19 protein-coding genes are annotated in these 20,853 nt (G+C 62.1%); 12 read left to right on the top strand and 7 right to left on the bottom strand.

What is annotated here, in order from left to right; translation table 11 throughout:
• Positions 1 to 155 precede the first annotated feature (155 nt).
• The 4 genes from boxA to BPRO_RS08100 form a co-directional block, all read right to left on the bottom strand.
• Positions 156 to 1,436 carry a benzoyl-CoA 2,3-epoxidase subunit BoxA gene (boxA, locus tag BPRO_RS08115; RefSeq protein ID WP_011482565.1) on the bottom strand — a complete coding sequence of 427 codons (1,281 nt, stop codon included), beginning with the start codon at positions 1,434 to 1,436 and terminating at the stop codon, positions 156 to 158.
• A gap of 79 nt (positions 1,437 to 1,515) precedes the next feature.
• A complete protein-coding gene (boxB, locus tag BPRO_RS08110) occupies positions 1,516 to 2,943 on the bottom strand; it encodes a benzoyl-CoA 2,3-epoxidase subunit BoxB (protein WP_011482564.1) in 1,428 nt (475 codons plus the stop codon).
• A 91-nt stretch (positions 2,944 to 3,034) separates the two neighbouring features.
• On the bottom strand, positions 3,035 to 4,693 hold the full coding sequence (boxC, locus tag BPRO_RS08105) for a 2,3-epoxybenzoyl-CoA dihydrolase (RefSeq protein WP_011482563.1): 1,659 nt from the start codon (positions 4,691 to 4,693) through the stop codon (positions 3,035 to 3,037).
• An 88-nt stretch (positions 4,694 to 4,781) separates the two neighbouring features.
• Positions 4,782 to 5,780 (bottom strand): helix-turn-helix transcriptional regulator, encoded by a 999-nt coding sequence (locus tag BPRO_RS08100; RefSeq protein WP_011482562.1) that lies wholly within the window; start codon positions 5,778 to 5,780, stop codon positions 4,782 to 4,784.
• A gap of 85 nt (positions 5,781 to 5,865) precedes the next feature.
• Here BPRO_RS08100 and BPRO_RS08095 point away from each other — a divergent pair, with 85 nt between their 5' ends.
• The 10 genes from BPRO_RS08095 to BPRO_RS08050 all read left to right on the top strand — a co-directional run bounded on the left by BPRO_RS08095 (position 5,866) and on the right by BPRO_RS08050 (position 16,567).
• Entirely contained in the window at positions 5,866 to 6,330 is a 465-nt protein-coding gene (locus BPRO_RS08095; protein ID WP_011482561.1) for a DUF4863 family protein, read from the top strand.
• Positions 6,331 to 6,521: 191 nt separating this feature from the next.
• Positions 6,522 to 8,078: a 3,4-dehydroadipyl-CoA semialdehyde dehydrogenase gene (locus BPRO_RS08090; protein WP_011482560.1), complete on the top strand. Its 1,557-nt coding sequence runs from the start codon at positions 6,522 to 6,524 to the stop codon at positions 8,076 to 8,078.
• 38 nt (positions 8,079 to 8,116) lie between these two features.
• Positions 8,117 to 9,697 carry a benzoate-CoA ligase family protein gene (locus BPRO_RS08085; protein ID WP_011482559.1) on the top strand — a complete coding sequence of 527 codons (1,581 nt, stop codon included), beginning with the start codon at positions 8,117 to 8,119 and terminating at the stop codon, positions 9,695 to 9,697.
• A gap of 26 nt (positions 9,698 to 9,723) precedes the next feature.
• Positions 9,724 to 10,536 (top strand): alpha/beta fold hydrolase, encoded by an 813-nt coding sequence (locus BPRO_RS08080; RefSeq protein ID WP_041388568.1) that lies wholly within the window; start codon positions 9,724 to 9,726, stop codon positions 10,534 to 10,536.
• A 94-nt stretch (positions 10,537 to 10,630) separates the two neighbouring features.
• Positions 10,631 to 11,800: an ABC transporter substrate-binding protein gene (locus tag BPRO_RS08075; RefSeq protein ID WP_011482557.1), complete on the top strand. Its 1,170-nt coding sequence runs from the start codon at positions 10,631 to 10,633 to the stop codon at positions 11,798 to 11,800.
• Between the two features lie 30 nt (positions 11,801 to 11,830).
• Positions 11,831 to 12,694 carry a branched-chain amino acid ABC transporter permease gene (locus tag BPRO_RS08070; protein ID WP_011482556.1) on the top strand — a complete coding sequence of 288 codons (864 nt, stop codon included), beginning with the start codon at positions 11,831 to 11,833 and terminating at the stop codon, positions 12,692 to 12,694.
• The gene (locus tag BPRO_RS08065) at positions 12,691 to 13,797 is read left to right on the top strand and encodes a branched-chain amino acid ABC transporter permease (RefSeq protein WP_011482555.1); all 1,107 of its coding nucleotides are present in this window, start codon (positions 12,691 to 12,693) and stop codon (positions 13,795 to 13,797) included. The genes BPRO_RS08070 and BPRO_RS08065 overlap by 4 nt, the downstream gene beginning before the upstream one ends.
• Entirely contained in the window at positions 13,790 to 14,542 is a 753-nt protein-coding gene (locus tag BPRO_RS08060; protein ID WP_011482554.1) for an ABC transporter ATP-binding protein, read from the top strand. The genes BPRO_RS08065 and BPRO_RS08060 overlap by 8 nt, the downstream gene beginning before the upstream one ends.
• A gap of 97 nt (positions 14,543 to 14,639) precedes the next feature.
• Positions 14,640 to 15,353, top strand: coding sequence for an ABC transporter ATP-binding protein (locus BPRO_RS08055; RefSeq protein WP_011482553.1), 714 nt, complete (start codon positions 14,640 to 14,642; stop codon positions 15,351 to 15,353).
• 59 nt (positions 15,354 to 15,412) lie between these two features.
• Positions 15,413 to 16,567, top strand: coding sequence for an ABC transporter substrate-binding protein (locus tag BPRO_RS08050; protein ID WP_011482552.1), 1,155 nt, complete (start codon positions 15,413 to 15,415; stop codon positions 16,565 to 16,567).
• A gap of 312 nt (positions 16,568 to 16,879) precedes the next feature.
• On the opposite strand, the gene BPRO_RS08045 is transcribed toward BPRO_RS08050, so the two are convergent.
• Positions 16,880 to 17,143, bottom strand: coding sequence for a DUF4242 domain-containing protein (locus tag BPRO_RS08045; protein ID WP_011482551.1), 264 nt, complete (start codon positions 17,141 to 17,143; stop codon positions 16,880 to 16,882).
• Between the two features lie 154 nt (positions 17,144 to 17,297).
• On the opposite strand from BPRO_RS08045, the gene BPRO_RS08040 reads away from it, so the two are divergent.
• Both BPRO_RS08040 and BPRO_RS08035 read left to right on the top strand, forming a co-directional pair.
• The gene (locus tag BPRO_RS08040) at positions 17,298 to 18,176 is read left to right on the top strand and encodes a LysR family transcriptional regulator (RefSeq protein ID WP_011482550.1); all 879 of its coding nucleotides are present in this window, start codon (positions 17,298 to 17,300) and stop codon (positions 18,174 to 18,176) included.
• Positions 18,164 to 18,517, top strand: a complete 354-nt coding sequence (locus BPRO_RS08035) for a serine hydrolase (protein ID WP_049764086.1) — start codon at positions 18,164 to 18,166, stop codon at positions 18,515 to 18,517. The genes BPRO_RS08040 and BPRO_RS08035 overlap by 13 nt, the downstream gene beginning before the upstream one ends.
• A 150-nt stretch (positions 18,518 to 18,667) precedes the next feature.
• On the opposite strand, the gene BPRO_RS08030 is transcribed toward BPRO_RS08035, so the two are convergent.
• Positions 18,668 to 19,948, bottom strand: coding sequence for a YncE family protein (locus BPRO_RS08030; RefSeq protein WP_011482549.1), 1,281 nt, complete (start codon positions 19,946 to 19,948; stop codon positions 18,668 to 18,670).
• Positions 19,949 to 19,986: 38 nt separating this feature from the next.
• On the bottom strand, positions 19,987 to 20,853 hold the full coding sequence (locus tag BPRO_RS08025; RefSeq protein WP_232291514.1) for a creatininase family protein: 867 nt from the start codon (positions 20,851 to 20,853) through the stop codon (positions 19,987 to 19,989).

Here is a 20,853-nt window from a genome sequence, read left to right as displayed (position 1 = left end):
CGACAAGCTCAGGACAGGCCAGGCTCAGCCCGAACGGTGTGGTGTCATGAGTTACGGAAACATCAATAGGCCTTCTTACCGGCAAAAAAAGTGGGTGGGGAGCTGCTTATTGCGAGCTTGTTGCTTATTGCTTTGCTTATTGCTTTGCCTATCGCTCAGTAGGTTTCAAGATGGAGCCGACCTTCCTGTTTCAGGGCCGCACCCACCGTTTCCCACGACAGGCCAGCCTGCTGCGCCACATCGCGCAAGGCCAGCACCACGCCCTCTTCCATGCTCTTGAGTCCACACACATAGAAGTAGGTGTTAGGGTCTTTGAGCAAGACGCCCAGGTCGGCGGCCCGCTCGCGCATCGCATCCTGCACGTAGCGCTTGGGTTGCTCCAGCGTGCGCGAAAAAGCGAAGTTGATGTCGATGAAATCCTTGGGCAGGGTCTGGAGCGGGCCAAAATACGGCAACTCCTCCTTGGTGCGTGCGCCAAAGAACAGCATCAGCTTGCCCCCTTCAAACTTGCCCGATTGCCGCAGCCGGCGACGCCATTCGGTCATGGCGCGCATGGGTGCGCTGCCCGTGCCGGTGCAAATCATCACGATGTTCGACCGCGGGTGGTTGGGCATCAGGAAGCTGGTGCCGAACGGGCCGATCACCTGCACCTTGTCGCCGATCTGCAGGTCACACATGTAGTTCGACCCGACACCGCGCACCGCGTTGCCCTGGTGGTCTTGCAGCACGCGCTTGATGGTGAGCGACACATTGTTGTAACCGGGCCGCTCGCCGTTGCGCGGGCTCGCAATCGAATACTGCCTGGCATAGTGCGGTTTGCTCGCTTCGTCGGTTCCCGGCGGCAAAATGCCGATCGACTGGCCTTCAAGCACCGGGAAGGGCATGCTGCCAAAGTCGAGCACGATGTGGTGGGTGTCGTACTCCTTGCCTACTTCGGTGACGCGCACATTGCCAACCACCGTGGCCGTGATGAATTTTTCAGCCGCCTTGGCGCCGTACAGGTTGGTGTAGCCGTGCGCCGCCGACCAGGGCGGCATTGTGGCGCCGTACTGCGCACTGTTGAAGGCCGTCTCGCCACTGACCGCAGCCGGCAGTGAAGGCGCCACCGGTTCGATCTCGGGCATCGCACCGGGGACCACGCCCTCGGCCGCAAGTTCTTCCGGGGTGAGTTCGGGGGGCAACTCGTCCCAGCCCAGTTGCTCGGTGAGGCTGTAGGCCTTGATGCGCGGCATGGTGCGCCAGTTGTCAATCGAGCCGGTCGGGCACGGGGATATGCAGGCCATGCAGAGATTGCATTTTTCGGCATCGACCACGTAGTTGCGTGAATCGTGCGTGATGGCCTGAACCGGGCAGATGGCTTCGCAGGTGTTGCAGCGGATGCAGATTTCGGGATCAATCAGGTGCTGCTTGATAACGTGTATTTCGGTCATATCCATGGCGGTTCCCGGTCATCGGCTTGATTGGCATGCAGGAGGCGCCAAGTGCCCCCTGCATGATCTTCCTTGCTGGGGGAGATCAGTTAAAACGGACGTAGTCGAAGTCCACCGGCTGGCGGTTGATGCCCATGACAGGCGGCGCAATCCAGTTGGCAAACTTGCCTGGTTCGACCACACGGCCCATCAGGCTGGCGACGTAAGCGCGGTCTTCGTTGCTGGGCAACCATTGGCCCACCGAGGCATTCCATTCGGCTTCGGACACCACGCGGCCATCCGGCGACACCTTGACGCCTGCCAGCGCGCCGATGTTGCGGTGAAAAGCCTTGTGCGGCACCCTGAGTTTGACGGAAATCCCCGCTTTTTCAAGCACCTTGTTCCAGCGCTCGACACCGGCCACCGAGTCCTTGATGTAGTCGTCGCGCAGCACTTCATTGAGCGCGTTGAGCATCGGCACTTCTTTTTCCACCAGCTCGCCATTGCGTGCTTCGAGCACCTTGTAGGTCTGGCCCTTGAGCGCATGGTCATCCACGCGCTTGCCTTCTTCGTAGCGGCCTTTCAGGCCGGTGCTGTAGAAAGTGGCGGCATTGCTGGACTCATCGGCACCAAACAGGTCAATCGTGACGCTGTAATGGAAATTGATATAGCGCTGGATGGTCGGCAAGTCGATCACGCCGGCGGCGCGCAGCTTGGCCACGTCGTCGGTCTTGAGTTCGTTCATCTTCTGCGAGGTGCGCTGGATGACGCGGGAAATGCCGCTTTCGCCCACGAACATGTGGTGCGCTTCTTCGGTCAGCATGAACTTGGTCGTGCGGGCCAGCGGGTCAAAAGCGCTTTCCGCCAGCGCGCACAGCTGGAACTTGCCATCGCGGTCGGTGAAATAGGTGAACATGAAGAAACTCAGCCAGTCTGGCGTCGCTTCGTTGAAGGCGCCCAGGATGCGCGGGTTGTTGGCGTCACCGCTACGGCGCTCCAGCAGGCCCTCGGCTTCATCGCGGCCATCGCGGCCAAAATGCTTGTGCAGCAAATAGACCATGGCCCACAGGTGGCGGCCTTCCTCGACGTTGATCTGGTAGAGGTTGCGCAGGTCATACATGCTGGGGGCGGTCAGGCCGAGGTGGCGCTGCTGCTCGACAGATGCTGGCTCGGTGTCGCCCTGCGTGACGATGATGCGGCGCAGGTTGGCACGGTATTCACCAGGAATGTCCTGCCAGGCCTTTTCACCCTTGTGATCGCCAAAGTGGATGGTACGGTCGGTTTCGCCCGGGTTGAGGAAGATACCCCAGCGGTAGTCGCGCATCTTCACATGGCCAAACTGGGCCCAGCCTTGCGGGTCCACGCTCACGGCAGTCCGCAGGTAGACGTCCGAGTTGGTCGAACCTTCGGGACCAATGTCGTCCCACCAGTTGATGAAATTGGGCTGCCACTGTTCGAGCGCACGCTGCAGCGTGCGGTCTTCGCTCAAGTTGACGTTGTTGGGAATCTTTTCGCTGTAGTTAATGCTGGACATCATGGTCTCCAAAAAACAAGGCTGATTCGGGGGATGGATTCGGTTGCGGTGCGCCACCCGGACTCGCGCCGCACAACGAGAGCTGGTGTGTCTAGACGCGGTTCCAGTCGAACTGGGCCTTGTCGCCTTTGCCATAGACCTTCAGGGCGCCCTTTTCGCCGACGGCGTTGGGGCGTTGGAAGATCCAGTTCTGCCAGGCGGTGAGTCGCCCGAAGACACGGGTGAACATGTTTTCAGGGCCGTTGAAGCGCAGGTTGGCCTCCATGCCGGTGAGGGCATCGGGCGACATCGACACGCGCTCTTCGACGGCAATACGTACTTCGTCGGTCCAGTCGATGTCGTCCGGGTTGGACGTGACCAGGCCGAGGGCGAACGCGGCGTCGGCATCGAGTGGCTGGCCCATGCTGGCGCGCACAGCGTCCAGCGCGGGTTGCTCGTTGTAGAAACGGCGGCCCAGGCGGCTCTGTTCCGTCACCATCGGGTACAGGCTGAAGTTGACCTCGCCCACGGTGATCTTCGGCGCACCAGACTCGTCGTCGGGCAGCGCCAGGTGGTAGCTGCGGTCGCAGGCCAGGGCCAGCTCCAGGAAGGTACCGGCAAAGCAGGAACCTGGCTCGATCAGCGCAAACAGGCTGCGCGACGACACATCCAGACGGCTGAACGTGCGGCGCAGCAAACCAATCGTTTCACGCACCAGCCAGTGGTTCTGATGGGCCAGCAAGGTGGCGTCCATTGCCAGCACCGCAGCCGGATCGCCCTGGGTCTCGATCAACCAGGTGCCAATGTCCAGCTCGTTGGTGCGCATTTGCAGGATGGCATCTTCCAGTTCGCGCGCCATCTGCAACGGGTACCAGGCTGCGCCCGCGGCCTCGATGCCGGCCACGTCGGTGGGCTGGGCACCCGTGGGGCCCTTGACGGTCCAGGTGGCGGTACGCTTGGCGCGGTCAATTTCGACCGTCACATTCGGGTAGCGCAGTGCATCTGCCTCGAGCACGCACGCCACCGGTGACAGCATGACACCTTTGCCATCGGCCGGCCGGTCGCTGGTGGCGGCCAATTCAAGCGCCCGCTCGCGCACCTTCTGGGCAAAGACCTGCGGCTTGGCGATGTCGTCCACCAGGCGCCAGTCCTTGGCCTTCTGGCCGCGCACGCCTTCGACGCTGGTACAGAACAGATCGGCCAGGTCGTGGCGCACATGCTTCTTGTCGGTGACGCGTGTCAGGCCGCCGGTGCCGGGCAGCACGCCCAGCAGCGGCACCTCGGGCAGGCTCACCGCGCTGGAGCGGTCATCCACCAAGATGATTTCGTCGCAGGCCAGCGCCAGTTCATAGCCACCACCGGCACATGCGCCATTGACGGCGGCCAGGAACTTCAGGCCGCTGTATTTGGAGGAGTCTTCCAGGCCGTTGCGGGTTTCGTTGGTGAATTTGCAGAAGTTCACCTTCCAGGAGTGGCTGCTGACACCCAGCATGAAAATGTTGGCGCCAGAGCAGAAGACCTTCTCCTTGGCACTGGTCACCACCACCGTGCGGACTTCCGGATGCTCGAAGCGAATGCGGTTGATCGCATCATTGAGCTCAATATCAACGCCAAGGTCGTAGCTGTTGAGCTTGAGCTTGTAGCCAGGTCGCAGGCCTGCGTTTTCGTCAAAGTCAGCCGTCAGCGTGGCGACGGGCCCTTCAAACTTCAGTGCCCAGTGTTTATAGCGACCGGGGTTGGTTTGATAGTCAACGCGAGTGTCAATGTTCACATCATCTCCTCAAAATAAGCAAAATAGTGCAGGAACCAGAATTCATACACGAATAATAATGCCTATAACAGAAAGACGTCAAGCACTTTTATGCATGTTTCCTGATTTTTTCATCCAGCGGGAGGTCAAGGGCATTGCGAACCAGTTCGCGCAGCGCAGCAGAAGTCGGCAGCAGGGGCTGCGCGCTGGTGTTCACGGTGAACTCCGCCTTGGAATAAAAAGGTGCCCGACCGGCCAGGATGTCTTTCAGGTCTTCCATCGCCTCCTTGCTGTTGGCCATGGGGCGCAGGTCTCCCTGCTCCATCACCCGCCGCATGTGGTCCTCGGGCGTGGCCTGCAGCCAGACCGTCGTGCAATGGCTCAATAAAAGGTTAAACGTCGCCGGATCCGACACCAGCCCGCCCGGCGTGGCGATCACCGCCTCCGGATAGATCTGGATGGTTTCCTCCAGGGCGCGCCGCTCGTAGCGGCGGTAGGCGTTCATGCCGTAGAGCGCCTGGATTTCCGACACGCTGCAGCCCGCGAATTTTTCAATTTCCCGGCTCAGTTCAACAAACGGGAACCCCAGGTCGTCGGCCAACAACTGCCCCAGCGAGGACTTGCCGGCGCCACGCAGCCCAATCAATGCAATACGCGGACTGCGTATGACATTGCCGCCGCCGGTTCCCAGCATTTCGCCGATCACGATGCGCACGCGCCTGAGCGTCGCGTCATCACGCTGCTCGAGCAGCTCGCGGATCATCAACCACTCGGGCGAGGTGGTGGTGCGGTCGCCAATGATTTCGGCCAGGGAACACTGAAGCGCACCGGCCACCTGCAGCAGGACCAGTATTGAGGCGTTACCCAGGCCATATTCCAGGTTGGCGAGGTGGCGCTCGGACACATCGGCGGCCAGGGCCACCGCCTTGCGCGTGAGCCCGCGGCGCGCGCGCAAGGCCGCCACCCGCCGCCCCAGCGCCACCAGAAACGGGTTTTTACCCGCCGCCGCCCCACCATCCAGCTGCGCGGCCTCGGTCTTCACCGGTTCAAAGTCAGTGGCCACTTCGCTAAGTGTTAACCCTGATTGATGCAATATATTGCTTGACATGGGATTTTCGAAGATTTATTGTTCGTCTTGCACAATAATTCATATTACACCTGAACGCGGCGCAGTTGCAAGCACGGAGATGGACATGTCACCCACACACTTTCAAGAAAACATCGCAGAACTCACGGTTCAACTGGCCGGGCGCCCTCTTGATGCCAGCCTGCAAGCCTGGCTGAATGCCGAACACGGCCCCGGCAGTATCACCTACGAGCGCCTGAAACAGGCCTGCGAAACCGGGGTTGCCGAGGGCTGGCTGTGTGACCGCGAAGGCGGCGGCATCCGCTACGGCCGCATCTTCAAACCCTCCGCCGACCTGCACGGTTTCTCGGTCGACGTGGTCGACATGAAAGACATCGCCGGGCCACACCACAGCCATCCGAATGGCGAGATCGACCTGATCATGCCGATCGAAGGCGATGCGCAGTTTGATGGCCACCCGGCTGGCTGGCTGGTCTACCCGCCGGGCAGCGCGCACCGGCCCACCGTATCCAGCGGCCGCGCCCTCGTGCTTTACCTGCTGCCCGAGGGCCGCATTGAATTTACCCGCTGATATGGCCCCCACGCTTGCCACTTCGTGTGCTGCGCGAGGCCTTGCAGGCCGCGGCTCGCCAGATGCTTCGCCTCTGTCGCCTGTCCAAACCTGCGCAGGCAGGTTCGGAGCCGCAGGCTCCAGCCCCTTGGGGGCTAATTTCCCTTGGGGCGGCCCGGCGGCGTCACGATTACTCCTCACGAAAGAATTGCATGACTGAACTGATTTCCAACTTCCTCGGCGGCCGCTGGCAGGCCGGTAGCGGCGCCGGCACGCCCCTGTTCGACCCCACCCTCGGCACCGAGCTGGTCCGCGTGGACGCCACCGGGCTTGATCTCGCGGCAGGCTTTGCGTTTGCACGCGAGCAGGGCCGCGCAGCGCTGCAGCGCCTGACCTACCGCGAGCGCGCCGCGATGCTGGCCGCCGCCGTCAAGGTGCTGCAGGCGAACCGCGATGCCTACTATGACATCGCCACGGCCAACAGCGGCACCGTCAAGAACGACTCGACGGTGGACATCGACGGCGGCATCTTCACGCTCGGCAACTACGCAAAACTCGGCGACTCACTGGGCGACCGCCGCTTTCTGCTCGACGGCGAGATGACTCGGCTGGGCAAGGAAGACCTGTTCCAGTCGCAACATGTGCTGACGCCCACGCGGGGCATCGCCCTGTTCATCAACGCCTTCAACTTTCCGAGCTGGGGCCTGTGGGAAAAGGCGGCGCCCGCGCTGCTGTCCGGCGTGCCGGTGATCGTCAAGCCCGCCACCACCACAGCCTGGCTCACCCAGCGCATGGTGCAGGACGTGGTCGAGGCCGGCATCTTCCCGGCCGGCGCACTGTCGGTCGTGTGCGGCAGCTCTGCGGGCCTGATGGACGCGCTGCAACCTTTTGACGTCGTGTCGTTCACCGGATCGGCAGAAACAGCAGCCGTGATCCGCTCGCATCCCGCCGTGACGCAACGCTCGGTGCGCGTCAACATCGAAGCGGACAGCCTCAACTCGGCCCTGCTGCTGCCCGGTGAAGCCGCTGGCAGCGCCGCCTTCGATTTGCTGGTCAAGGAAGTGGTGCGCGAGATGACGGTCAAATCAGGCCAGAAATGCACCGCGATTCGCCGCGTCTTCGTCCCCGAGGACCTGTATGGCCCGGTGGCCGAGGCGATCGCCGCGCGCCTGTCCAAAACCGTTGTCGGCAACCCGCGCAATGAAACCGTTCGCATGGGCGCGCTGGTTAACCGCGCGCAGCTGGCCAGCGTCCGCGAGGGCCTGGCCCACCTGCAAACCCAAGCCGAGCTGCTGCACGATGGCAGCACGCACGCGCTGGTCGATGCCGACCCCGCCGTGGCTTGCTGTGTCGGGCCCACGCTGTTGGGCGCCCGCGATGCCGACGCGGCGGACCGCATCCACGACACCGAAGTGTTTGGCCCGGTGGCCACCCTGATGCCTTATCGCCATGCCGCCAGCGACATGGCTCACGCGCTCACTCTGGTGCGTCGCGGCCACGGCTCGCTGGTGGCCTCGCTCTATGGCAGCGACCCGGCCGCGCTGGCCGCCACCGCGCTGGAGCTGGCCGACAGCCACGGCCGCGTGCATGTGATCTCGCCCGATGTGGCGCAACTGCACACCGGCCATGGCAATGTGATGCCGCAGTCGCTCCACGGTGGCCCCGGGCGCGCGGGCGGCGGAGAGGAACTCGGTGGCGTGCGTGCCCTGAACTTCTACCACCGCCGCAGCGCGGTGCAAGCCAGCACCGCCGTGCTCAAAACCCTCTAAGCACCGCCGACTGCCCTGCAAAAATCAAGGAGACAGACTTGACCCCCACCCTCCCCGTCGCGCCGCCCGGCGCGCGCTTTAACTTTGCCCACCACCTGATCGAGCGCAACCTGGCCCGACCCGCCAAACCAGCCTACATTGACGACCAGGGCACCCTGAGCTACGGCGATCTGGCCGGGCACATTCGCCGTCTGGCTGCAGCGCTGCTGGCCTCGGGCGTGCGCCGCGAAGAGCGCGTGCTGCTGCTGATGCACGACTGCAGCGACTGGCCGGTGAGCTTTCTGGGCGCCATGTACGCCGGCATCGTGCCGGTGGCCGTCAACACACTGCTCACCGCCGACGACTACGCCTACATGCTGCAACACAGCCGGGCACAGGCGGCCATCGTGTCCGGGGCCTTGCTGCCCACGCTGCAGGCGGCCATGGTCCAGGGTGGCCACGAGCTCAAAACCGTGATCGTCTCACGCCCGGACGCGGCCTTGCCCGAGGGCGCCGTGGCACTCGACACCTTGATGGAACAACACGCGCCACTGGCCGAACCGGCGGGCACCAGCCCGGACGACCCCGGCTTCTGGCTCTATTCCTCCGGCTCCACCGGTAGACCCAAAGGCACGCTGCACAGCCACGGCAATCCTTACTGGACCGCCGAGCTCTATGGCACGCCGGTGCTGGGCCTCACCGAGCAGGATGTCTGCTTCTCGGCGGCCAAACTTTTCTTTGCCTATGGCCTGGGCAATGCGCTGAGTTTTCCCTTGAGCGTGGGCGCCACCACGATCCTGATGGCCGAGCGGCCAACACCGGAGGCCACGTTCAAACGCTGGCGCGGCGAGGTGGGCGGCATGCGTCCAACCGTATTCTTCGGTGCGCCCACCGGTTTTGCCGGCATGCTGGCCTCGCCTGCCCTGCCGGCTAAAACAGACATTGCGCTGCGCCTGGTCTCCTCGGCCGGCGAAGCCTTGCCCAGCGAACTGGGCGAGCGGTTCACGGCCCACTTCGGGGTCGAGATCATCGACGGCCTGGGTTCGACCGAAATGCTGCATATCTTCCTGTCCAACCGCCCGGGACAGGTGCGCTATGGCACCACGGGCTGGCCCGTGCCAGGGTATGAGGTCGAGCTGCGGGACGACGACGGCCGCCCGGTGCCCGATGGCGAAACCGGCGACCTCTACATCCACGGCCCAAGTTCGGCACTCATGTACTGGGGCAACCGCGAGAAATCGCGCGAGACCTTTCAGGGTGCGTGGACCAAGAGCGGCGACAAATACGTGCGCAACGCCGACGGCACTTACACCTACTCGGGCCGCAGTGACGACATGCTCAAGGTCAGCGGCATTTATGTGTCGCCGTTCGAGGTCGAGGCCACGCTGGTGCAGCACCCGGCAGTGCTGGAGTGCGCCGTGATCGGCAAGGAAGATGAAAAAGGCTTGACCAAGACGAAGGCCTTTGTCGTGGTCAAACCAGGCCATCAGGTCGACGAGGCCACCCTGCAAGCTTTTGTGAAAGAGCGGCTCGCGCCCTACAAGTACCCGCGTTTCATCGAGTTCATGACCGAACTGCCGAAAACGGCAACGGGAAAAATCCAGCGCTTTCGCTTGCGGGAACTGGAGCGCAAGGCATGAGTGCAGCGCAGCCACTTCAAACAACCATGAGCGCCACCGAATTCGTCGACATCGACTGGGCAGGTCGGCCGGTGCGTATCGAGCATCAATGGGTCAACGCAGAGAAGCAGGATCGCCCCCTGATCGTGTTCTTGCACGAAGGGCTGGGATCGGTGGCCATGTGGAAGGACTTCCCGCAGGCGCTGTGTGATGCGGCCGATGTTCGCGGCCTGGTGTATTCGCGCCCCGGCTATGGACGCTCGACGCCGCGCGCAGCCGCTGAGCGCTGGAACGCCGACTTCATGCACGCACAGGCACACGAGGTTCTGCCCGCCCTGCTGGAAGCACTGAACGTCAGGGAGAAACCCTGGCTGCTGGGCCACAGCGATGGCGGCTCCATTGCATTGCTGTACGCATCGCGCTTTCCAGACTCGGTAGCGGGCCTGGTGGTTGTCGCTCCCCACCTGATGGTTGAAGAGTATGGCCTGGCAAGCATCCGCATCGCCCGCGAAGCCTATGCCACGACTGGCCTCAAAGAGAAACTGGCGCGCTACCACGACGATGTTGATTCCGCCTTCAAAGGGTGGAACGACATCTGGCTGGACCCCAGCTTTCCCAACTGGACCATCGAGGCCGAGCTGACTTCCATCACCTGCCCGATTCTTGCCGTGCAAGGGGTGGACGACGAATACGGCACGCTGGAACATATCCACGGCATTGCCCGCCGTCTGCCACAAACGCAGCTGCTCGAACTCGCGCAATGCGGGCACTCGCCCCATCGCGACCAGCCTGCAGCATTGATCCGCGCCGTCACGGAATTCATCGATCAACACCCCTGCGTTGCCGCCTCTGCGGCGTAGACCCGAATTCCCCGCATTTTCCGCATTCCTCGTTCGCCCCTTGCTTGCCCCCTGTATTTGCCCCTTATTCGCCCAATCCAACGGAGACATACCAATGAAAAAACTTTCTACCCCTTCCCTCTTGGCCCTGTCCTGTGCCTTGCTCGCTGCCTCAGTCGCCCAGGCGCAGAGCAGCGACACCATCAAGGTCGGCCTGATGCTGCCCTATACCGGCACCTTTGCCCAGCTCGGCGTGGCCATCGAAAACGGCTTCAAGCTGTTTGTGCAGGAACAGGGTGGCGCGCTCGCCGGCAAGAAGATCGAGTTCTTCAAGGTCGACGATGAGTCCGAGCCGTCCAAGGGCATCGAAAACGCCAACAAGCTGGTTCAGCGCGACAAGGTGGATGTGTTGATTGGCACCGTGCACTCCGGCGTTGCCATGGGCATGGCCAAGGTGGCGAAAGACACCAAGACCCTGCTCATCATTCCGAATGCGGGGGCAGACGTGATCACCGGGTCTTTGTGCGCACCCAACATCTTTCGCACCTCGTTCACCAACTGGCAACCGGCCTACGCCATGGGACTGGTGGCCGCCGAGCGCAAACACAAGAGCGCCGTCACCATCACCTGGAAGTATGCAGCCGGCGAGGAGTCGGTCAAGGGCTTCAAGGAGGGCTTTGAAGCCAAAGGCGGCAAGGTCACCAAGGAGCTGAGCGTGCCTTTCCCGACGGTGGAATTCCAGGCCTTGCTGGCCGAAATCGCCGCGGCGAAGCCCGATGCCGTCTACACGTTTTTTGCGGGTGCGGGTGCCGTCAAGTTTGTCAAGGACTATGCCGCCGCCGGCCTCAAGGGCAAGATTCCTCTGTACGGCGCAGGCTTTCTGACCGACGGCACGCTGGAGGCGCAGGGAGACGCGGCCACGGGCCTGCTCACCACCCTGCACTATGCCGATGGCCTCGACACGCCGAAAGACCGCGCCTTCCGTCTCAGCTACGCCAAGACCTACAAGCTGCAGCCCGATGTGTACGCGGTCCAGGGTTACGACGCGGCGCAAATGCTGGCGGCCGGACTGAAAGCCGCTGGCGGCGACTTCAGCAAGCGCGAGGTGCTCATCAAGGGCATGGAGCAGGCAAAGATCGACAGCCCGCGTGGCGCGTTCACCCTGTCAAAGGCGCACAACCCGGTGCAGGACATCTACCTGCGCAAAGTCGAGAACAAGGAAAACAAAATGGTCAGTGTCGCCGCCAAGGGGCTGGCGGATCCTGCGCGCGGTTGCCGCCTGTGATCTGGCATGACGACTTGACATGACCGATTTATGGATTTAGCCAACTTCCTCATCCAGCTGCTCAACAGCGTGCAGTACGGGCTGCTGCTGTTCATGCTGGCCGCCGGCCTGACCCTGATCTTCGGCATCATGGGCGTGGTCAACCTGGCGCACGGCAGCTTTTACATGCTGGGCGCTTATCTGGCCTGGTCGCTCAGCGCCCAGTTCGGCAGCCTGACGCTGGCCATTGTCGTGGGCGCCGTGCTCTCGGTCATCTTTGGCCTGGCACTCGAATGGCTGCTGTTTCGCCACTTCTATCAGCGCGACCACCTCGACCAGGTGCTGCTGACCTTCGGGCTGATCTACATCTTCGAAGAGCTGCGCTCCATCCTGTGGGGCGACGACGTGCACGGCGTGACCATTCCCGAGCTGCTCGGCGCCTCCATCCCGCTGACCGAGAACCTGTCCTACCCGGTGTATCGCCTGTTCATGGCCGGCGTCTGCATCGCGCTGGCGCTGGGCCTGTATGGGCTGATCTCCAAGACCCGCCTGGGCATGAAGATACGCGCCGGCGCCTTCAACCGCGAGATGGCCGAATCGCTGGGCATCAACATCAAGCGCATCCATGCCGTGGTGTTTGCCCTGGGCGTCGGCCTGGCGGCCGTCGCCGGCATGATCGCCGCACCGATCGCCAGCGTCTACCCCAACATGGGCTCGCAGGTGCTCATCATGTGTTTTGTCGTCGTCGTGATCGGCGGCATCGGCTCGGTGCGCGGCGCCCTGATTGCCGCCCTGCTGGTCGGGCTGGTCGATACCTTTGGCAAGGTCTTGCTGCCCTCCGTGGCCGGCATGCTGGTCTACATGCTGATGGCCGGCGTTCTGCTGTGGAAACCTGAAGGGCTGTTCAAGCAATGAGCGCACAAAAATCCAACCTCGAAGTCCTGCCGCGCGGCGTGCAGGTGGCGCTCGTGCTGGGGCTGATCGCCCTCGTGGCCTTTCCCTTTGCCGGCACCGACTTTTACACCCAGATGGTCACGCGCATGATGATCATGGCAATTTTTGCGATGAGCCTGGACCTGCTGCAGGGCGTGACCGGCCTGGTCTCGCTGGGTCACGCCGCCTTCTTCGGCATTGCCGGCTACGCCCTGGCCTTCCTCACCCCGCAGGGCGAGCCCGTCAGCCTGTGGTGGACCCTGCCCGTGGCCGTGCTGGCCTCGGGCCTGGCGGCGCTGGTGATCGGCTTTTTTGTGGTGCGCACCCACGGCATCTACTTCATCATGGTCACCATGGCCTTTGCCCAGATGGTGTTTTACCTGTTCTTTGACAACAAGGTGCTGGGCGGCTCGGACGGGCTGTACATCAACTTCAAGCCCAGCGCCGAGCTCTTCGGCTGGACGCCCTTTGATCTGGACGGCAAGCGCACGCTGTACTACTTCACGCTGGCCACCTTGCTGGCGGTCTATGCCTTTTTGCGGCGCCTGCTGTGGAGCCCGTTCGGCCGGGCGCTGGCCGGCATCCGCGTCAACGAGCACCGCATGCGGGCCATGGGCTACGGCACCTTCGGCTACAAGCTGGCGGCCTTCACGCTGGCCGGCAGCCTGGCCGGGCTGGCCGGCTACCTGTGGGGCGCGCAGACCGGCTACATCAACCCGGAGCTGATGGGCTTTCACATGAGCGCGCACGCCATCATGATGGTGATCCTGGGCGGCATGGGCAACTTTGCCGGCGCCATTGTGGGCGCCTTTGCCTTCGAGTACCTGCTGCATGTGTTCAAGGACCTGCCCACCGTCGATGCCGGGGGGGTGGTAGGCTTGGGGGGCGGCAGCGTGAACCTGGGCAAGCACTGGCAGCTGTGGATGGGTCTGTTCATCGTGGCGGTGGTGGTATTTGCGCCGCGCGGCCTGCTCGGGCTGGTGGAGCGCTTTGCCAGGAACAGCCAAGACAGCAAAGACAGCCAGGACCAGAAACAGGACCAGAAACAGGTCCTGGTCCAGAAACAGGGAGCGGACCATGGCTGAACTACTGCTGTCGGCGCAGCACCTGACCAAGCGCTTTGGCGGCCTGGCGGCGGTCAACGATGTCTCTGTCGATCTCTGGCGCAACCACATCCATGCGGTGATCGGCCCCAATGGCGCGGGCAAGTCGACGCTGACCAACCTGCTGTCGGGCGATCTGCCGCCGACCTCGGGCACGGTCCTGCTGGGCGAGCACGACGTGACGGGCTGGAGCCCGGAGAAGATTTCAAACAAGGGCCTGGGGCGCAGCTACCAGAAGACCAACATCTTCCTGCCCTTCACGGTCTGGGAGAACGTGCGGCTGGCCGCGCAGTCGCGCCAGCCGCGGGCGGCACGCTGGCTCAGCCGTGCCAGCCGTTTTGCGGCCATCAACGAGCGGGCCGATCGGGCGCTGGCGCTGGCCGGGCTGCACAGCCGCCAGCACAGCATCGCCGGCACCATCAGCCACGGCGAGCAGCGCCAGCTGGAGATCGCGATGACGCTGGCCACCGAGCCGCAGGTGCTGCTGCTGGACGAGCCGCTGGCCGGCATGGGCGTGGCGGAGGCCGAGCGCATGGTGGCGCTGCTGCTGGCGCTGAAACAAGAGCACGGCATCTTGCTGGTCGAGCATGACATGGATGCGGTGTTTGCGCTGGCCGACCAGCTGACGGTGATGGTCAACGGCCAGGTGATCGCCACTGGCACGCCGGCGCAGATCCGGGCCGATGCCGGGGTGCAGGCGGCCTACCTGGGGGAGGAACACGCATGATATGGCCCCCACGCTCGTCACTTCGTGTACTTCGCTGCCCCCCGAGGGGGCTGGCCTTGCTTGGGGCGGCCCGGCGCTGCGGCCGGCTGGAGACTTTATGACAAATCTGTTGATTGATGCGAAAGAGATCCACACCTACTACGGGGCCAGCCACATCCTGCGCGGCATCAACTTCCGGGTGGCGCGCGGTGAGACGATTGGCCTGATGGGGCGCAATGGCATGGGCAAGAGCACCTTGCTCAAGAGCCTGATGGGGCTGGTCAGGCCGCGCTCGGGCTCGATCGACATCATGGGCCGGCCGATGCTGGGCCGGGCGCCGTATGAGGTGTCGCGGCTGGGCGTGGCCTATGTGCCGGAGGGCCGGGGCATCTTTGGCAACCTGAGTGTGGTGGAGAACCTGAAGATGGCGGCGCGCGCGGGCACGCGGGGCCAGCGCGACTGGACCTATGAGCGGGTGCTGGAGACGTTTCCGCGCCTGAAGGAGCGCCTGGGCCATGGCGGCCAGCAGCTGTCGGGCGGGGAGCAGCAGATGCTGACGATTGGCCGGGCGCTGATGACCAATCCGGATGTGCTGATCCTGGATGAGGCCACCGAGGGCCTGGCGCCGCTGATTGCCCGGGACATCTGGCGCATCTGCCAGATCGTGCGGGAAACAGGCATCTCCAGCGTCATCGTGGACAAGAACTGGAAGCATGTCACGCAGATCACCGACCGCAATGTGATCCTGGTCAAGGGCCAGGTGGTGTTCGAGGGCTCCTCCGACGAGCTGCACGCCAGGCCTGAACTGCTTGAGCTGTATCTGGGGGTTTGAGCATGCGAGCCTTCGCTTGCATGCTCTGGCCATTTTCCTGAATTCAAAAAAACATTGGCATGAAAAAAATCTCCTCGCCTCTCCTCGCCCGGCTTCTTCTCGCCACACTCTGCAGTTTTTCCAGCGCCGGCCACGCTGCGCAGGAGATTGTTTTTGGGCAGGTTGCATCGCAAACCAACCCGGCGTCGGCAGCCAACGCCAAGGGCCTTGCCGTTGGCATCCAGACTTACTTCGCCAAAGTCAACGCCAAAGGCGGCATCGCGGGCAACAAGCTCAAGCTGGTGACGCTTGACGATGACCTGCAGGGCCCGAAAATGCTGGAACTGACCCAGCAGCTGGTTGCCGACCCCTCCATTGTTGGCCTGCTGGGCTTCCTCAACAGCGCAGGGCTGGCTGAAATGGCCAAACAGGATTTGCCCGTGAAGGCGGGCATCGCGTTGATCACACCGCTTCAGGGTGACAAGCATGTGATCAGCGCCGGAAATGTATTTCCTCTGCGCAGTGGTTACGCGGACGAAGTCACTGCCTTGCTCAAGGAAGCAAAGAGTTGGGACAAGAACGAAGTCGCGATCGTCAACATGAACATTGCTTTTGGACCGCCCCTGGCCCAACTGGCAATCCAGCAGGCCAATGCACAAGGCCTGAAAATCGCTACCCATCAAGTGATTGATGTCAGTCCCGCAGCATTTGACGCCAGCGTTAAAGCGGCGGTTGCAGCAGTGTCGAAGTCCCAGCCGAAAGCAGTCCTGGTGCTGGCCGCCGGCAAACCCGCCTCTGAATTCATCAGGGCCTTCCGCGAGGCACCGGGTGGCGCTACCCAGGTCTATGGGCTGTCTGTACTGTTGCACGACGCGCTGGTCAACGCCGTTGGCGCAGACAAGGCGCGGGGTATCGTGTTGAGCCAGGCGGTTCCCTACCCCTTCATTCCAAGCAAGGCCGTCATCAACGAATACCTGACGGACATGAATAAATATGCGGCAGGACAGCCACTCTCCTTCTCCAGCCTTGAGGGCTACCTGGGCGCCAAGATAGCCGCAGAAGCAGTGCACCGGGCAGGCAGTCAACCCACACGAGCGAAAGTCCTGGCGGCATTGACGAACCTGGGTGAGTTCGATCTGGGTGGACTCTATGTCAAATACACGCCAGTCAAACGCCAGGGCTGGGGAGGCGTGGAGCTTTCAATCATCAATGGCCAGGGAGCGCTAAAAAAATAACGCGCCAGGCGACAGAGCGTTTTCAGGATGCCCTTGCGGGCTGGCTGTTACTGACTCGCACCTTGTACATCACACAGAGCGATGAATGCTGGCAACCCCACGGTGACCAGCCCCCAGCAAACCAAAGGTCAATCGCTGGAGGCCCGTGGTTTCGGCCTCAGCCTTACCGTTCACGGGCGCGTTCAGCGGGATCACCACGCGGAAAATGATCGACCCAAACCGGCCTCTCAGGCTCTTACCTGAATTGGAAGATACTCCTCTGGCCCGTCGCAACACGACCACACAGCGCAGCGGCATCCGGATGCGCGATGGCTACGGCGTCAAATCAAGCGCCGGAACAATATTGTCAAACGGAATGTTCGCCGTCTCGTTCAGCTTCTTCACCTGCTCGGCGTCGTTGGCCTCGAACAGGCACATGCAACGGCCGCTATCGGGTGCGAATGTACTGCGGATATACCGCACCGGAATACCCGCTTGGGTCATTTCCACGCCGGTGCTGATCGCCCTCTTCTGCGCGGCAGCAAGATCGTTCATCTGTATGCCCTTGAGTGAGCGCTCTACCATATAGACTTGCATCGTGTTCTCCTGTTGACGGGGAAGAACCCCGGATTCAGTCTAGGCTTCAGCCTGGGCGCGGGGAAGCCGCTAGCGCTTATGCATCCATAAGCAATGACTGCCCCGCTGGAGGGACGCTGGAGGGGTATATTCACTCGTACTGACGGGAGGCATCGTGGAACTGCAGCAGATTCGCTATTTCCTCGCCATCCATGAGCATGGCAGCTTCTCCCGCGCCGCACAGGCCTGCGATGTTTCGCAGCCGGCATTGACAGCGGCCATCAAAAAGATCGAAACCGAAATCGGTGCGCCACTTCTGTACCGCGAAGGCAAGCGCCTGGTGTTGACCGAGCTTGGCCGTATGGTGAAACCGCACCTCGAGCAGGTGCTGGTGGGGACGCAGACCGCGCGCGAGATAGCGCGCGACTTCACGCTGCTGCGCCAGGCTCCGCTACGGATCGGCGTCATGACCACGATTGGTCCGACCAGGATGTCCCGCTTTTTTCAACACTTTCATCAAGACAACCCTGGCATAGAGCTCACGGTACGCGACGCCACGCTGCCCGGGCTGCTGCATGACCTGGAGCGCGGTGATCTCGATCTCGCGGTGGTGAGCACGCCCAAGGGCCTGGGCGACACCTTCCGCTCTGAACCGCTCTACCGGGAGCGTTACGTCGTCGTGTTTCCGCCGGGCCACCGCCTTGAGCGCCTGGAGGGCATCGCCTTGAATGACCTTGCCGGGGAAGACTATGTGGACCGGCTCGCCTGCGAGTTGCGCGAGGCAGTCATGGCCGCGTGCGGACAGCGCAAGGTCGAGCTGTACGCCGCATTTCGCAGCGAGCGCGAGGACTGGGTCGAATCCATGGTGCTGGCCGGGCTCGGCTTCGCTTTCATGCCGGAATATTCAGTGCGCCTGAGCGGATTACAGCAACGTCCACTGGTCGATCCGCCGGTTGAGCGTGCTGTGCTGATAGCCGACGTGCGCGGCCGCCAGCGGGCACCTGCTTCAAGGCTGTTTGTAGAAAGCATCCGTGCCTATCATTGGCCCGTCTGAATGGCAACATCGACTGGCTGGGCCGCATTATTGAGCAGCAGCGTGGCAAGCGCCCCGGCGAGGTGATGAAGGAGCGCATCCTTGCACCGCTGGCCATGCAGGACATCGCCTTGACGATGACCGATTCGATGAAGCCGCGCCACGTGACGATCCACGGCCGCGCTGCCGACGGCAAGCTCACGCCGCGACCCGACCTGATGCTGCCGCAGCCGCCCGAAATGGACTGCGGCGACCACGGGCTGTACGCCACCGTGGGCGAATACATGCAATTCATCCGCATGGCGCTCAACGACGGTGCCGGATCGCATGGCCACATGCTGAAGGCTGAAACCGTGGCGTAGATCCCGAAGGACGGGCTGGGCAGCCTCAAGAGCACTGGCTGGACGACCTCGATACCCTCGTTGTCCAACACCGGCGAGTGACGGATTGGGCTTTCCCGGGACAATCGACAGAAAAAAGTGTCGCATCCAAGGCCCGCATGGGCGAGAAAATTAACGCATGTTGCCCGTGTGGCCCAATGAATACCGGCCGGGCTGCGGCCACACAGTCAAGCCGTGCGGCTCGCGGCCAACTTTGACTTTGTCTACTGCGCCCGTGCTGGTGTCAAAACGGTAAACCTCATTGTCGTATCTACCGGACAGCCAAAGATATTTGCCATCAGCGCTGACATTTCCCATATCCGGGCTTCCTCCTCCGGGCACCACCCAGGTGGCCGTCACTTTTCGGGTCGCGAAGTCGATCACCGAAACGCCGCCCTTGCCTTTAGCGTCACCGCGAATCTTGTTGCTGCCCCGGTTGGCGACATACAGACTCTTCCCATCGCGGCTCGGGTATAGCCCATGCGCACCGACGCCGGTGGAAATAAAGCCAACCTGTCGAAATGATTCAAAGTCCACCACATGCACGCCATCGGAGATCATGTCCGCAATGAAGAGCGTTTTACCGTCTGGGGACATTCGAATGTCCTGGGGCATGCCTAATTTGGTGTTGACCCTGGCTTCAGGGTTGCTGGGGTCCGGCACGCGCATCGGTTTCTTGCCTGGTTTGGCCAACAACGCGAGCACGTCGGGGCGATTGAAATAAGCGCTGAGTTTGATCGTCTCCACGATTCGACGGGTAGCCAGGTCGATCTTGGTAATCGCGCCGCCGAACTCGCAGGTAAATACGGCATAACGCCCGTCCATCGAGAAATCCGCATGATTGATGCCCGCACATGCCGGTGTGCTGATTGAGAATTCCAGCTTCATGCTTTGGGGGTCGCGGAAATCCAGCCTTTTGAAGGCTTCAGCGACCACGATGGCATAGCGGCCATCCAGCGACCAGTACAGGTTGTACGGATCATCCACGGGAATCGAGGGACCGACTTTGCCTGTACGCGGGTCGATCGGCGTCAGGCTGCCGTCTGTTCTTCCTTCTGCGTTGTTGGCCACCCATAAGGTTTTCAGATCCCAGGAGGGAACTATGTGTTGCGGGTGCACGCCCACCTTGAGCGTGTCGACCACTTTCAGCGTGCCCGGATCAATAACGGTTACGGTATTGGCCGATCGATTGGGAACATATACCCTCTCCAGTGCTCCGGACACCGCCGCGGAAAAGCGTCCGGCGACCGTTTCGCTATAGAGGTTGTTCCGGTCTGGCACTGCAGGCATCCCTGGGCCATTTGCAGCAGTGTTTGCCTGCACACCAGCCTGTGCACTTGCGTGTTCAGTCTGGGCAAAGGACAGAAGGATCGCGAGCGCGGCTGCGATCGCTGGAGTTTTAAAGAAGTGCATGTCAGATAAAGTTTTGTGAGTTGAAAAATGATGTGTCGCTAGGGACGGGCCGTAATTGCCTCGCGAATCGATTGAACGCTCTTGTCCACGATCATGTCTGTGCCAATGCGGCCCAACAGCGCACTTGATCCTGCGGGATCGCCCGAGACACCAGAGGATGGTCCCGTCATGGCAGAACCGTTCAGTTGCCCGGTTCTCACACGGCCGGGATCTATGGCCAGCATGAGGGAGGTGTCTGCCAGTCCCGCATGGGTTCCAATTTGATTGCTGGGCAGGCCACGCGCTCGCAATGCCTGCGCAAAATCCTCATCCGCTGCGCGATAGTAGGCAGAAATATAGTGTGCTCGTGTTTTTGAAGTGGTCCATTCGCGGTTCAGGCGTTGGGCCACCTCCTTCAAAAGGTTCTGATAGCCCCCATGGTCACCGATGAACACAATATGGAGGAAGCCGTGCTGCTTCAGGCTGCGGGCGGCACCCGACAGCACTGCAACGAATGCATCGTCAGGGACCGATATGGTGCCGGCAAACCTCATATGACCGGAAGGCGGAGACACACGGCCCTCAGGGACGTAGGAAACGACCGGCGCCACCAGTGTATTGCCCAGTTTGTCAGCTATGCGCCCAGCGAGCGCCTGAACTCGAACATTGTGCTTTCCCAAGGCCATGTGGGGGCCGCTTTGCTCGGTGCCACCGACGGGAATGATGATGGTTGTCGCTCCCGCGCGCAGGGTGTCACGGACTTCCGTCCAGGTCAGCTCATCGAGATAAACACTGCTGGGCACGGCTTGCGCGCTTTGGCTGCACAATGCGCAAGCCATCAACAAGAGCGAGAAGGCACTGCGGCTCAAATTTGTGCAAAAAAGCGAGGTAGCGCTGCTGAATGGTTCTTGAATCGGCTTTGGCAC

This window comes from Polaromonas sp. JS666 (assembly GCF_000013865.1).
Lineage (GTDB): Bacteria > Pseudomonadota > Gammaproteobacteria > Burkholderiales > Burkholderiaceae_C > Polaromonas.
Note: the sequence above shows the minus strand (reverse complement) of the source record. Positions and strands in the feature narration are given on the sequence as shown.